Here is a 13,940-nt window from a genome sequence, read left to right as displayed (position 1 = left end):
TTCCCCGGTCACGGCACGAGCAGCGACAGGTCGACCGACTCGGCCATGGCCGCGAGCCCCGCGTCACCCGGGTGCAGATGGTCCCCGCTGTCGTACGCGGCGAGGATGCGCGACGGGTGGTCGGGGTCGCGCACGACGGCGTCGAAATCGAGCACGCCGTCGAAGACCCCGCCACCCCGGATCCACTCGTTGACCGCCGCCCGCTCGGCGTCGACGGCGGCCGTGCACCGCGCCTCGCCCTCGCAGGGCAGGATCGTGGTCGCGAGCATCCTGAGGCCCCGGGCGTGCCCGCGCGCCGCCAGCTCCGACAGCCCCGCGATCACCTGCTCCGCCGAGGTGTCCCACCGCAGGTCGTTGACGCCCTCGAAGACGACCGCCGTACGCGCCGACGTCTGGGCGAGCACGTCCCGGTCGAACCGGTGCAGGGCGCTCACCCCCGCCCCGTCCGTGGACACCCCGTCGCCGGGATACCGGTCGGTGACCACGCGGTTGCCCGAGATGCCCTGGTTCAGCACCCCGTAGGGCGGGACCGCGCCCTGCCGGCGCAGCCGGTCGGCCAGCACGTCCGGCCATCGCCGGTTCGCGTCCACCGTGGACTTGTCGCCGTCGGTGATCGAGTCACCGAGCAGCACCACGGACCCGGGCCCGCCGCTCACGTCGACCCCGGTGAGCAGCGGCCAGCTCGTGATCACCGACGTGTAGGCCGCCGCCGTACCGTCCGCCGCGTGGTCGCCCGGCCCGCTGACGTAGGACCGCTGCTGAGCGAGCCGGTGCACGGGCGCCGCCGGCACCGTGCCGGGCAGATGGAAGCTCACCAGCAGATCGGCGTCCGCCGGCACCGCGAAGCCCAGCGGGTCGCTGAAGGCCTGCGCGCCGGCCGGGACCTCCACCCCGGCCGCGCCACCGAAGGCGAGCGGCACCGGCGCTCCCCGCGCCGCGGCGCCCGATGCCCGCACGGCGACCGTCGCGCTCCCGATCCGCACCGGCGCCGCCGCGAAGGTGTTCTCGAACCGCACCCGCACCCGGGGCCCGCCGGCCGACGTGTGCACGACCAGCCGCAGCGTCCGGTCGGTCCAGGGCCCCACGGCGCCGTAGCCGCCGGTCGACGTCGTCCAGCTGCCCGTCCACCCCTGCGTGGCGGCCCGTACCGTCACCGCGAAGACGTGCAGCCCGGCCGCGCGCGGCAACCGGACCGAGGTGACGGCCCGCCCCGGCACCAGCGGCACCGTCACGACGTACAGGCGCGCCTGTTCGGCGAGTTGCCCACCCGGCGTGTTGATGTGCGGCAGCGCCACCGCCTTCGTGGCGAGCGGCCCGGTACGCCAGTCCGGGGCGGCGAGCCGGTACCCGGAGCGGGTGCCGTTCGCGTAGGCGACCGTGCCCGTGCCGCCCGTCTCCGTGCCCGAGGTGCCCGCCACCAGGAAGGCGAGGGCGTCCCCGCGCCCCGTCACGCGTACCTCCTGCCCTGCCGCGCGGACGTTGTCCGGCTCGCCGGGCTGCCGCCGCGGCCAGGTCAGCCGGGCCCCCTGGACGGTGAGGGCGCGGCCCGGCGTCCAGCCCGCGGCCGTGAGGTCGCGTGCGGACAGCGAGGCGCCGGCCCCGTCGAAGTCGGCCCGGCCGGGGAGGTCGTCGTCGCTGACCGCGATGTTGTCGAACAACTTCTCCAGCGGCACCGGCGCGGCCCGCCGCTCCTCGGCGGCCCGAGCCGCCGGCGCCGTCGGCAGCACGGACCCGCACAGGGCCCCGCACAGGGCCAGGACGGACAGGATCCCCCGGACACATCGGCCCACGGCCGACTCCTCCCGTTCGACCGACACACGACGCACGGTGAAACTGACGCACGGTGAAGCTAGGGAGACATCAGGGACTCGTCAACGAACCGTGCGCGAACTCGGCGAGAACTCGACCGCAAAGGCCGGTCCGCGTGCCCTGTGGTGCGCACGCCGGTACGAATGACACGCTGGGCGTATGAACATCCCTTTCCTGGGCAACCGGCGCCAGAAGCTCGGGTTCCCCGACCCGTCGGGCATCGCGGAGCTCCTCGCCGAGTGCGAACTGCTCCGCTCCCAGGCGTCCCGGGCGGGCGTCCGGCTGGACGACACGGTGGCCTCGCTGGAGGCGCTGGACCAGCTGGTGCCGCGCTGGCGGGACGACGAGGAGATCCTGCACTGGCTCGGCAACGACGCCGGGCTCTACCTGGGCACCGTCCTGGTGCGCACCGTGCCGGGGGCCGGCTGGGAGATCAGATCGGACGGGCAGCCCGTCGTGCGGCTCGCCTCCGGCCGGGAGTTCGACGTCGTGGACTCCGGCCACGAGTGGGCGGCGAACGGGGTGCCCGAGCTGTCCCAGCTGTACGCGGAAGTGGCGGAGGCGTGAGCCCGGCCCCTCAAAAGCTCTGGCCCAAAGTCCGCCGTAAATACGGCTAATGATCGAAAGGTGCGTGTCGCCCCCGCACGTTCGATCTTGCCTGGATACGTTGCGGCAACCACCACACAGCTGAGAGTGAGTAGGGCTGAGTATGGCCGTGGATCCGCTGATCGAGCTGCGTGAAGTCAACAAGCACTTCGGGGAGCTGCATGTCCTTCAGGACATCGACCTCACCGTCGGCAGGGGAGAGGTGGTCGTCGTCATCGGCCCGTCGGGGTCGGGCAAGTCGACCCTGTGCCGTGCGATCAACCGCCTGGAGACGATCGAGTCCGGGGAGATCGTCCTGGACGGCCGGCCGCTGCCGGAGGAAGGCAAGCCCCTGGCCAGGCTGCGCGCCGACGTCGGCATGGTCTTCCAGTCGTTCAACCTCTTCGCTCACAAGACCGTCCTGCAGAACGTCTCCCTGGGACAGACCAAGGTCCGCGGGCGCCGGAAGGAGGACGCCGACCGGCGCTCGCGTGAACTCCTCGACCGGGTCGGTGTCGCCGACCAGGCGGACAAGTACCCGGCGCAGCTCTCCGGCGGACAGCAGCAGCGCGTGGCCATCGCCCGCGCTCTCGCCATGGAGCCCAAGGCGATGCTCTTCGACGAGCCGACCTCCGCCCTCGACCCGGAGATGATCAACGAGGTGCTGGAGGTCATGAAGCAACTGGCCCGCGACGGCATGACCATGATCGTCATCACGCACGAGATGGGCTTCGCCCGCTCGGCCGCCAACCGGGTCGTCTTCATGGCCGACGGCCGTATCGTCGAGGACCGCGTCCCCGACGAGTTCTTCACCAACCCCACCAGCGACCGCGCCAAGGACTTCCTCTCCAAGATCCTCAAGCACTGAACGGGCAGGAGCCGGACAGCTCATCGTGCCGGACCTCGACTACGATGTGTCCTTCATCCCTGTCGGAGAGGGGGACTTCGCCGAAATCCGCCGATCCCGCCGGGGACGAGCAGACCGCCCGTCCGGTCCGCGGGGCATTGCCCGCCGGGCGCGGCCCCCACGGCCCTAGGGCCACGGGGGCGGCGGTTCACATCGGCCAGACCCGTCCGGCGGCAGCCGGAGATCACTGCTCGCGCAGCGGAACCGACACGTACGACGGGTCGTCCGGCGGCGAGGAGAAGGTCAGCTGCCCGCCGGACGGGTTGTGCTCGATGTAGAGCGGGTCGACCGTGTCGACGACCAGGGCGAGGCGATGCCCGGCCGGGACGTCGTAGGCCGTGGAGTACAGCTCCAGGTCGACGCCGAACGGCTTCCCGGGGGTGCGCCCGTGGAAGGTGTACGGCGCGTTGGTGACCAGCTTGCCGAGGCCGAGCGGCCCCACGTCGTAGAGGTAGGCGACGAGGGTGCCGCTCTCCTTGGTCGGGGTGAGGGTCGTGTGCAACTTCGCCGTTCCGCGCACCTGTTGGGCCGTGCCGTACTTCTCCGACTGCCACACGGCGGCCCAGCGGCGGGGGAGCAGGGGGATGGAGGCCATCGGCGGCAGCTGGGCCACCTGGTCGAGGATGCTGGACAGGAAGACGATCCCGCCGTCGGCGCCCGAGTTCACGTTCGTGCGGATCGTGGTGGTGCCCGCGAGGTCGATCTTCCGTTCCGTCGCGGCGACCGACTTCCAGTCCGGGTAGCCCTCGTAGTCGCCGGCGGAGCGGGACTTGAGCTGGACGGGCTGTTCACGGTCGATACCGTTGTCCTCGCCCCTGAGATAGTGGTCGAACCAGCGCTCGGTGTCCTTCCACACGTCGTTGGGCAGCCCGAACAGGCCGGTCAGCTCGGCGGTGGCGTGGTCACCGGGACGCATCTCCAGGCGCTTCGGGCCGGTGAGCTTTTCGTAGAAGTCGGCGTACTGGTTGGGCGGGAAGACGGTGTCGCCCCAGGCGTTGGCGAGCATGACCGCCGCGCCGTTGCTGTTGATCTGGTCGACGTAGGTCACAGCGGAACGTTTCTTTCCCCAGGCGACGAGTTCCGGCTCCTTCGCCAGGTTGGAGGCGTAGAAGTCGTCGAAGACCTGCCGGAGTTCGGCGCTCTGCCGTCCCGTGACCAGGCTCGCGCCGTCCAGCAGGGCGGACGCCTGGACGTGCTGCGTGCGCCCGGAGTAGATCGAGCCGATCAGGTCGGCCCAGCCGCTCAGTGAGGCGACGGCTTTCACCCGTTTGTCCCGGGCGGCCGTGAGCAGGCTGATGCCGGCCCCGTAGGAGACGCCCGCCATGCCGATGTGCCCGGCGTCCGAGGGGGTGTTGGCGAGCGCCCAGTCGATGACCTTCGAGGCGTCGGCGGTGTCGGGTGGGCCCGCTACTTCTATCTCGCCGCCCGACTGCCAGAAGCCGCGCACGTTGTACGTGACCACGACGTACCCGGAGTCGGCGAGTTTCTGTGCCTGCGCCAGGTACTCGACCTGGGGGAGCCCCCAGCTCGTGGGCATGACGAGCAGTGGGTAGCGGCGCGTGCCGTCGGAGCCGGCCGGGGTGACGACGTTGGCCTTGAGGACGGTGCCGCCGTCGCCGGTGATGTCGACGAACCGGACCGGGTTCGGCGCCGCCTGTGCGGTGGGGGCGAGTCCGAGGGCCGTGCCGGCGACCAGGGTCGCCGAGACCGCGCCTACGGTGGTGGTGCGCAGGGCCTTGCGGCGGAGTCCCACGGGTCACTCCTCACTCGTGTAAGTGCAAAGTGACCAGACGGTAACCTCGCCCCCTTACCACTGGTAACCCGTCGGTAAGTTACGTGCCAGTAACGATTGTTGAGGCGTGGAGGATCTCAGGAGGCCCGGTGGCTGCTGCGCGAAGTCTCGGCCGCGGGCAGAGGGGCCTGCGCCGCCCGGGTCACGTCGTCCGCCAGCTCGACGACGTCCGGGCCGTACGCCTGCGAGTTGATCACCTTGAGCAGCAGCACGAAGGAGCCGTTGCCGTACTTGCGGGCCAGCCGTTCGTGGTTGCGGGCGAGGTAGCGGGTGGCGGCCTGGTTGGTGATCGACGTCTGACCGCAGAAGAGGAAGACGGGGCGGATGTTCTGGCTCCGGTCCGCGGTGAGCCGGGCGAGCAGCGCGTACTCCTCCCTGCCGTTCTCCACGCGGTAGCGCTCGGAACCGACCTGGAACGAGCCCCGGTCCGGCCCCGGTTCGGCGTCGACGTTCACCCGCACCCCGGGCAGCAGGGAGGACAGGTGGGCGGCCATACGGCGGTTGGACGCCGGCCCGCCGACGCAGAACTCGGTGCGCTCGCCGAAGCCCTGACGCGCCGTGTCGTGCGGGAGTATCTGGGCGTGGGCGTTGCAGTCCTTGATCAGCGCGGCGAGTTCGAGGAGCGCGAACACGTCGTAGCGCATCACCGCGAACTCGGGTCCCGCGGCACCCCGGTTCACCACCAGCAGCGATTCGGAGTTGTCGGGCAGCCCGAAGAAGACCTGCTTCCGGCGGAGCCTGCGCTTCCACAGGTAGGTGCGGGCCACCCAGCCGATCGCGGCACTGACACCCGCCGCGACCACGCCCAGGACGATGTTGCGCACGTCGTCATTCATGGGCGCGCATGGTAGCGGGCCCGACGCACCGGTGTTCGACGTGTGCCTGACGCGACCATGGACATGAATTAAGCTGCGCGGACGGCCTTTGACTGGAGGTGCGGATGCGTCGCCCTGTCGCACGGAATCTGACGGTCCTGGCGGTTTCGGCCGCCGTGGTGGTGTCGGTGGGAGCGGCGGCGCCGCCGACCGCGCAGCGCACCGCCGAGGAGAAATCCCCCCTGGCCGTCGGCTACGGCGGCGCCGTCTCCAGCGTCGACCCCGACGCCTCGGCCGCCGGCGTCGAGGTCCTGCGCAAGGGGGGCAATGCCGTCGACGCGGCCGTCGCCACCGCCGCCGCGCTCGGCGTCACCGAGCCCTACTCCGCCGGCATCGGCGGAGGCGGCTACTTCGTCTACTACGACGCCAAGTCCCGTACGGTGCGCACCATCGACGGCCGCGAGACCGCGCCGCGGAGCGCCGACAAGAACCTGTTCGTCGAGAACGGCAAGCCCATCCCGTTCGCAGAGGCCGTCAGCAGCGGCCTGAGTGTCGGCACGCCCGGCACGCCCGGCACCTGGCAGACGGCCCTCGACCAGTGGGGCAGCAAGGGGCTCGCGAGCGTCCTGAAGCCGGCCGAGCGGCTCGCCCGCGACGGCTTCACGGTCGACGACACCTTCCGCTCGCAGACCGCGTCCAACGAGACGCGCTTCCGCTACTTCCCGGACACCGCCGAGCTGTTCCTGCCGGGCGGGCAGCTCCCGGTCGTCGGTTCCACCTTCAAGAACCCCGATCTCGCGCGTACCTACGCGGAGTTGGGGCGCAAGGGGGTCGGGGCGCTCTACCGCGGCCCGCTCGGGCGCGAGATCGTCGACACGGTCAACAAGCCGCCGGTGGACCCCGGCTCGGGCTGGAACGCCCGGCCGGGCGACCTCTCCGCGAAGGACCTCGCGGCGTACCGCACCAAGCTCCAGGCGCCGACCAGGACCTCGTACCACGGCCTCGGCGTCTACTCCATGGCACCGTCCTCCTCAGGCGGGACGACGGTCGGCGAGGCGCTCAACATCCTGGAGCGGACCGACCTGTCGAAGGCGAGCCAGGCGAAGTACCTGCACCGCTTCATCGAGGCGAGCCGGATCGCCTTCGCCGACCGGGGGCGCTGGGTGGGCGACCCCGCCTTCGAGGACGTGCCGACGAAGGAACTCCTGTCCCAAAGGTTCGCCGACTCACGGGCCTGCCTCATCAAGGACGACGCCGTGCTCACCAGCCCGGTGGCGCCCGGCGACCCGCGTCACCCCGAGCGGTGTGGCTCCGGCGGCACGGCCGCTCCCACGACGTACGAGGGCGACAGCACCACGCATCTGACCGTGGCCGACAAGTGGGGGAACGTCGTCGCCTACACGCTCACCATCGAGCAGACGGGCGGCAGCGGCATCACCGTCCCGGGGCGCGGGTTCATCCTCAACAACGAGCTGACGGACTTCTCCTTCACCCCGGCGAACCCCGCCGTGCACGACCCGAACCTGCCGGGGCCGGGGAAGCGGCCCCGTTCCTCGATCTCGCCGACGATCGTGCTCGACCGGCACGACAAGCCCGTGGTGGCGCTGGGGTCGCCGGGCGGGGCGACCATCATCACGACCGTTCTCCAGACGCTCGTCGGGTTCCTCGACCGGGGGCTGCCTCTCGTGGACGCCATCGCGGCGCCTCGGGCCAGCCAGCGCAATGCCGCGCAGACCGAGCTGGAACCGGGGCTGTACGGCGACGCCGGGCTGAGGAAGCAGCTCGAGGCGATCGGGCACTCCTTCAAGGCCAACCCGGAGATCGGCGCGGCGACCGGTGTTCAGCGGCTGCCCGGGGGGAAGTGGCTGGCAGCCGCTGAGACGGTACGGCGAGGTGGGGGATCGGCGATGGTCGTGCAACCTGTGCGTTGAGTGCCGGGTGCGGGTGTGGGGGGCTGGTCGCGCCCACGCGGCGGAGCAGCCGCGCATCGATACAGCCCCGCGCCCCTAAGAGGACGATGCCGAGCTCTGCGTCCGGAAGGCCAAGTGGCCGTCCTCCACGTCGACCGTGACCCTGCCGCCTTCCTCGACCCTGCCGTCCAGCATCAGCCGGGAGAGTTCGTTCTCCACCTCGCGCTGGATCGTGCGGCGCAGCGGGCGGGCGCCGTACTCCGGCTGGTAGCCGTGGTCGGCCAGCCATTCCACCGCCTGGTCCGTGAAGGTCACCGTGATGCCCTGGGCCCGGACGAGGGAACGGGTGCGGTCCAGCAGCAGATCGGTGATCTGACGCAGCTGGTCCGTGGTGAGCTGGCGGAAGACGACGATCTCGTCGATGCGGTTGAGGAACTCCGGGCGGAAGTGCTCGCGCAGGGGGCGCAGGATCTGCTCCCGCCGGGCCTCCTCGTCCGCGTCGGCGCCGCCGGCCGCGAACCCCGTGGTGGCGCCGCGGCGGGTGATCGCCTCGGAGCCGAGGTTGCTGGTCATCACGATGACGGTGTTGGTGAAGTCGACCGTACGGCCCTGGGAGTCGGTGAGGCGTCCGTCGTCGAGGACCTGGAGCAGGATGTTGAAGACGTCCGGGTGGGCCTTCTCGACCTCGTCCAGCAGCAGGAGTGAGTACGGGTGGCGGCGGACCACCTCGGTCAGCTGTCCCGCCTCCTCGTGGCCGACGTAGCCGGGCGGGGCGCCGATCAGACGGCTCACCGTGTGCCGCTCCTGGTACTCGCTCATGTCGAGGCGGACCATGCGGTCCTCGCTGCCGAACAGCGCCTCGGCGAGCGCCCGGGCCAGTTCGGTCTTGCCGACGCCGGTCGGGCCGAGGAACAGGAAGCTGCCGATCGGCCGGTCGGGGCTGGCCAGACCGGCGCGGGAGCGCAGCACCGCGTCCGAGACGACCCGCACGGCCTCGTCCTGGCCGACGACCCGCTGGTGCAGGTGCTCCTCCAGGCCCAGCAGCCGGTCCTTCTCCTCCTGGGTGAGGCTGCTGACCGGGATGCCGGTCTGCCGGGACACCACCTCGGCGATCGCCTCGGCCCCGACCACCAGGTCCTGGCCCTCGTCGATCTCACCCTCGCCGCCGGCCTGGGTGATCCGCTGCTTCAGATCCACGATCCGGTCGCGCAACTGGGTGGCCTGCTCGTACCGCTCGTCCGCGACCGCCTGGTCCTTGTCCCGGGTCAGCTCCTCCAGCTCGCGCTCCATGGCGCGGACGTCCGTGCCCTTGGTCCGGGCCCGCAGCCGCACCCGGGCGCCGGCCTGGTCGATCAGGTCGATGGCCTTGTCGGGCAGCCGGCGGTCGGTGAGGTAGCGGTCCGAGAGCTCCACGGCCGCCAGCAGGGCCTCGTCGGTGTAGCGGACCTGGTGGTGGGCCTCGTAGCGGTCGCGGAGACCGCGCAGGATCTCGATCGCGTCCGCGGCGGTGGGCTCCGGCACCATGATCGGCTGGAAGCGGCGGGCCAGCGCCGCGTCCTTCTCGATCCGGCGGTACTCCTCCAGCGTGGTGGCGCCCACGATGTGCAGCTCGCCACGGGCGAGGGCCGGCTTGAGGATGTTGCCGGCGTCCATGGAACTGCCGTCACCGCCACCCGAACCGGCGCCGACGACCGTGTGCAGCTCGTCGATGAAGATGATCAACTCTTCGGAGTGGGCGCGGATCTCGCCCACGATGTTGTTCATCCGCTCCTCGAAGTCGCCCCGGTAGCGGGTGCCCGCGACCACGCCGGTCAGGTCCAGCGCGACGACACGGCGTCCGATCAGCACGTCGGGCACATCCCCCTCGGAGATGCGCTGCGCCAGCCCCTCGACGATGGCGGTCTTGCCGACGCCCGCGTCACCGATCAGCACCGGGTTGTTCTTGCCGCGCCGGGAGAGGACCTCGACGGTCTGCTCGATCTCCTGGTCCCGGCCGATCACCGGGTCGATACGGCCCTGCCGGGCCAGTTCGGTGAGGTCGCGGCCGTACTTGTCGAGGGTCGGCGTGTTCGTCACGCGCGGCCGTTCGGCCTGGGGTGCCTCCGGTGCCTCGGGCGGGCCGGAGGGGGCGAAGCGGGCCGCGTTCAGTATGTGCCCGGCGGCCGAGTCGGGGTTCGAGGCCAGGGCACTGAGCACGTGCTCGGGGCCGATGTAGCCGTAGCCGCGGGCCCGGGCCATCTCGTGCGCGTCCAGCAGGGCCCGCTTGGCCGCGGGGGTGAGGGAGAGCGCGGTCGGCGGCGGGGTGTCGTCCGGGCCGTGCTGGGCCGGACCCGACCGCTCGTCGATCTGGGAGGCCATCGAGTCCGGATTCGCACCGGCCTTGCTGAGCAGGGTCCGGGTGGGCTCGGTGGCGAGCGCCGCCCGCAGCAGATGCTGAGTGTCCAGGTCCCGGCTGCCGTGCTCGGCGGCGTACTGGGCGGCGCCGCGGACGAGCTCCCGGGCCGGCTGGCTGAGCAGCCGGCCGAGGTCGATCTGCCGGGGACTAGGGCGCGGTCCGCCGAAGAAGCGTGCGAGGAATTCTCCGAAGGGGTCCGAGCCGTAGCCCTCCGGGCTGCTGAAGCCGCTGCTCATGGGCCTTCCGTTCCCGGCGTCCCCGGCGCCCGGGCGGGGGACGCCCTCGCTGGTCGACGTGCCGGGGTCGGGTAACCCGGGTGGCAGCCCGTTACACCTGGGACGCGCTCGTAGAACACCTTCGCACGATCGCCGGTGACGGGCACCTTCGGGGCATTTCGGGAGGATACGGGCCGCCGGGCGTGGTCAGTGCGTGGTCAGCGCGCGGTCAGGATCCTCGGTCCGGAGTCCGTGATCGCCACCGTGTGCTCAGCGTGGGCCGCGCGGGAGCCGTCGTCGGTCTTCAGCGTCCAGCCGTCGGGGGCCGCGTGGAAGCCGTCCGTGCCGCCGGCGATGACCATGGGCTCGATCGCCAGCGCCATGCCGTGCCGCAGCCGCATCCCGCGCCCCGGACGGCCCTCGTTCGGCACGGACGGGTCCTCGTGCATACGGCGGCCGATGCCGTGGCCGCCGAAACCGTCCGGGATGCCGTAGCCCGCGGCGCGGCACACGGTGCCGATCGCGTGGGCGATGTCGCCGATGCGGTTGCCCACCACGGCCGCCTCGATGCCCGCGGCGAGGGCCCGCTCGACGGTCTCGATCAGGCGCAGGTCGGCCTCCCGCGGCGTGCCCACGACGAAGCTGAGCGCGGAGTCGCCCACCCAGCCGCCCAGTTCGGCACCGAAGTCGAGCGACACGAGGTCGCCGTCGCGCAGCCGGTAGCGGCCCGGGACGCCGTGCACGATCGCGTCGTTGACCGAGGCGCAGAGGACGGCGGGGAAAGGGGTCGGGGCGAAGGAGGGCCGGTATCCCAGGAACGGCGATTTCGCGCCCGCCTCGCGCAGCACGTCGTGCGCCACCTCGTCCAGTTCCAGCAAGGAGACGCCCACGCGCGCGGCCTGCCGTGCGGCCGTCAGGGCGCGGGCGACGACCTGGCCCGCTTCGTACATGGCATCGATCGATGTGTCGGTCTTCAGCTCCACCATGCCAATTACTATACCGGTATTAGAATGGGGGCATGGTGCGCACCCCTCTCACCCCCGAAGAGCGCGAACGCGGCGAGCGGCTGGGCAGGCTGCTGCGAGCGGCGCGCGGCGACCGGAGCATGACGGAGGTCGCCGCGCGCGCGGGCATCTCCGCCGAGACCCTCCGGAAGATCGAGACCGGGCGGGCCCCGACCCCGGCCTTCTTCACCGTGGCCGCGCTGGCCGGTGTGCTCGGGCTGTCCATGGACGAGCTGGCGGTGCGGTGCGTGATGGTGCCGGTCTGACACGCGCGGCGCTGAGGCTCCCGCGCCGCGCGCGAAAACTCCCCGTAGCACGCCTGTAACACGACTGGTGTTGCCTACTGGGCGGAGCCCTCCGGTCCTGACGCGGGAGTCGAGCGATGGCAGCGGAACAACTCCCGTCCGCAGTACGGGAGTTCGCGCACTACCTGGACGGTCTGCTGGCACGCCTCGACCCTTCCGGCGGCTGGTGCGCGGTGTTCTGGCAGCGCGACCCCGAGGGCATGCGGGCCTGCCTCGACGGGCGCGAGCTGCCGCCCTGGGACGTGGTGGAGGCGCTGCTGCACGACCTCGCCGGGCAGTACGGCCCCGGCGGCGCCGGTCCGGAGGCGGAACGCGCCCGGGCCCTGCACGCGTCCGCGCTCACCGCGCACGACGCCCGGCCGGGCGCCCGCGACGCCCTCGGGGACCGGCTCGACGTCATGCTCCGCGAGCAGAGGTACGCCGCCGACCGCCAGGCGGAACTGACCCGCCTCCTCGCCTCGGCCACCACCCGCGACGAGGCCGACGCCCTCCGCCTCGACCTGGCCTGGGCCCACGACGACCACGAGCGCGCGACGGCGCGGTGCGCGGAACTCCGCGCCCGGATGGCCGGCCTGGACCGCCGTGAGCGCGAGGCCGTGACCGTCCGTCGCATCCCCGGTGAACCCGTTCCCGCGGCGCGGGGCGACGGGAGCGGACCGGGCGGCGCCGGCCCGGGGCCCGCACCGGGCCCCCACGGCGCCGGGGAGGGGACGGCCGACGGGTACGGAGCGCGGCGCCACCCTTCAAACGGCCTCTCCGCCACGCCGGACGAGCACACCCACCCGTCCCCCCGCGACCCGTCGGCCACGACAACACCCGCCCCACCACGACACCGCACCGAGCAGACCGCGGACGGGTCGGGCCACGGCGGCCCGGAGGGCACCCGGCGCGCGGGCTCGGAACCTGGGCAGGGCGGTCGTTCGTTCGGGCAGGCGCCGGAGGGGGCGGGCTCCGGCTCGGAGGGCGCCCGGAGTGCGGGCTCGGGGCCTGGGCATGGGGGTCGTCCGTACAGGCAGGCGCCGGATGGGTCGGAGTACGGCGGCCCGGAGGGCACGCGGTATGCGGGCTCGGGCTCTGGGCCGGGGGATCGTTCGTTCGGGCAGGCGTCGGAGGGGGCGGGCTATGTCGGCCCGGAGGACAGTCGGCGGGCGGGCTCGGGCCCCGGGTACGAGGGTCGTCCGTACAGGCAGACGCCGGGCGGGTCGGGTTATGGCGGACCCGGCGACACCCGGGGCGCGGGGTCGCGTCCCGGGTCGGAGGGTCAGTTGGGCGAGCAGGCGGGCGGTTGGGCCGTCTCCGGGGAAGCCGCCGATGACGCCAGGTCACAGCCGGACGCGGCCTCGCTGTCCGACACCCCCGGGGCTTCGGCCTCCCGGCCGTTCGACACACCGGAACCTCCAGCCCCCAGCCCGGCCGTCCCCAAGCAGCGCAAACGCCGGCGCGGCGGCGCACGGTTCGCGGGGATGGTCGAGGAGGAGGCCGCGCCCGAGGTCGTACCGCCCGCTGTCGTGCCGACGCTTCCCGAAGCCGCCCCCGTCACCGGCCGCAGCCCGCGCGGCGCGCGGTTCGCCTGGGCCGACGTGGACAGGGGAGCGGAGCCCGCGGAGCCGCCGGGCGAAGCCATGGGCGTGGGGGACCGCAGCGATGTCGCACGCACCGTCGAGGCACTCGCGCGGCTGCGGGGCGAGGGGCGCAGCGGAGAGGCCCACGCGCTGCTGGTCGAGGCCGCGGACCGCGCCCCGGCCACGTTCCCGCTGCTCGCGGACGAGCTGGAGCGGGCCGGGCTGGGCGCCGACTGGCAGACCCTGTTGTGGGAGGCCGCCTCGCTGCCCGCCGGCCGGCTGGTCGCCGCGGCGGACGCGCTGCGCGCGGCCGGGCGCCCGGGCGACGGCCGGCAGATCCTGCGGCAGGGTGTCGCCCGGCCTCCGGGCGAGGTCGGGCACGCCGTGCTCGGGCTCGTCGCCGAGGGGCGCCGCCGTGAGGTGCGCGCGCTGCTCGACGCCTACGTCAGGGCCCGTACCCCGGAGGAGGCGGCCCGCAGCGCCGAACCCGACCCCCGGCGCCTGGTACCACTCCTGCTGGAGGCCGCCCAGGGGGTGTCGGAGGAGCGCCGGTGGGATCTCCTGCACGCCCTGCGGGTGGCAGGGTTCCCCGCCTGACCGGCACCGCGGCGGCCCGGCCGACTCACCCACAGGAGTGCGAA

At 72.6% G+C, this 13,940-nt stretch carries 10 protein-coding genes; 5 read left to right on the top strand and 5 right to left on the bottom strand.

From position 1 onward, the window contains the following. Positions 1-8: 8 nt before the first annotated feature. The gene (locus tag ABEA82_RS22280; RefSeq protein ID WP_425588545.1) at positions 9-1,817 is read right to left on the bottom strand and encodes an SGNH/GDSL hydrolase family protein; all 1,809 of its coding nucleotides are present in this window, start codon (positions 1,815-1,817) and stop codon (positions 9-11) included. Positions 1,818-1,968: 151 nt separating this feature from the next. Between ABEA82_RS22280 and ABEA82_RS22275 the strand changes: the two genes are divergently transcribed. Together ABEA82_RS22275 and ABEA82_RS22270 are read left to right on the top strand one after the other, a co-directional pair. After that, on the top strand, positions 1,969-2,376 hold the full coding sequence (locus ABEA82_RS22275; RefSeq protein ID WP_345663341.1) for a DUF6278 family protein: 408 nt from the start codon (positions 1,969-1,971) through the stop codon (positions 2,374-2,376). Between the two features lie 142 nt (positions 2,377-2,518). Further along, on the top strand, positions 2,519-3,262 hold the full coding sequence (locus tag ABEA82_RS22270) for an amino acid ABC transporter ATP-binding protein (protein ID WP_345663340.1): 744 nt from the start codon (positions 2,519-2,521) through the stop codon (positions 3,260-3,262). Positions 3,263-3,485: 223 nt separating this feature from the next. On the opposite strand, the gene ABEA82_RS22265 is transcribed toward ABEA82_RS22270, so the two are convergent. Together ABEA82_RS22265 and ABEA82_RS22260 are read right to left on the bottom strand one after the other, a co-directional pair. Beyond that, positions 3,486-5,054, bottom strand: coding sequence for an alpha/beta fold hydrolase (locus ABEA82_RS22265; RefSeq protein WP_345663339.1), 1,569 nt, complete (start codon positions 5,052-5,054; stop codon positions 3,486-3,488). Between the two features lie 116 nt (positions 5,055-5,170). Then, positions 5,171-5,929, bottom strand: coding sequence for a hypothetical protein (locus tag ABEA82_RS22260; protein WP_345663338.1), 759 nt, complete (start codon positions 5,927-5,929; stop codon positions 5,171-5,173). A gap of 104 nt (positions 5,930-6,033) precedes the next feature. Between ABEA82_RS22260 and ggt the strand changes: the two genes are divergently transcribed. Further along, entirely contained in the window at positions 6,034-7,839 is a 1,806-nt protein-coding gene (ggt, locus tag ABEA82_RS22255; protein ID WP_345663337.1) for a gamma-glutamyltransferase, read from the top strand. Positions 7,840-7,914: 75 nt separating this feature from the next. Here ggt and ABEA82_RS22250 read toward each other — a convergent pair whose 3' ends face one another. Both ABEA82_RS22250 and map read right to left on the bottom strand, forming a co-directional pair. Next, the gene (locus tag ABEA82_RS22250; protein ID WP_345663336.1) at positions 7,915-10,449 is read right to left on the bottom strand and encodes an ATP-dependent Clp protease ATP-binding subunit; all 2,535 of its coding nucleotides are present in this window, start codon (positions 10,447-10,449) and stop codon (positions 7,915-7,917) included. 197 nt (positions 10,450-10,646) lie between these two features. After that, positions 10,647-11,414 carry a type I methionyl aminopeptidase gene (map, locus tag ABEA82_RS22245; RefSeq protein WP_345663334.1) on the bottom strand — a complete coding sequence of 256 codons (768 nt, stop codon included), beginning with the start codon at positions 11,412-11,414 and terminating at the stop codon, positions 10,647-10,649. A gap of 32 nt (positions 11,415-11,446) precedes the next feature. Between map and ABEA82_RS22240 the strand changes: the two genes are divergently transcribed. Further along, on the top strand, positions 11,447-11,698 hold the full coding sequence (locus ABEA82_RS22240) for a helix-turn-helix domain-containing protein (protein ID WP_345663332.1): 252 nt from the start codon (positions 11,447-11,449) through the stop codon (positions 11,696-11,698). Positions 11,699-11,814: 116 nt separating this feature from the next. Then, positions 11,815-13,896, top strand: coding sequence for a hypothetical protein (locus ABEA82_RS22235; RefSeq protein ID WP_345663331.1), 2,082 nt, complete (start codon positions 11,815-11,817; stop codon positions 13,894-13,896). The last annotated feature ends 44 nt before the right edge of the window (positions 13,897-13,940 follow it).

Source organism: Streptomyces venetus, assembly GCF_039540295.1.
Lineage (GTDB): Bacteria > Actinomycetota > Actinomycetes > Streptomycetales > Streptomycetaceae > Streptomyces > Streptomyces venetus.
Note: the sequence above shows the minus strand (reverse complement) of the source record. Positions and strands in the feature narration are given on the sequence as shown.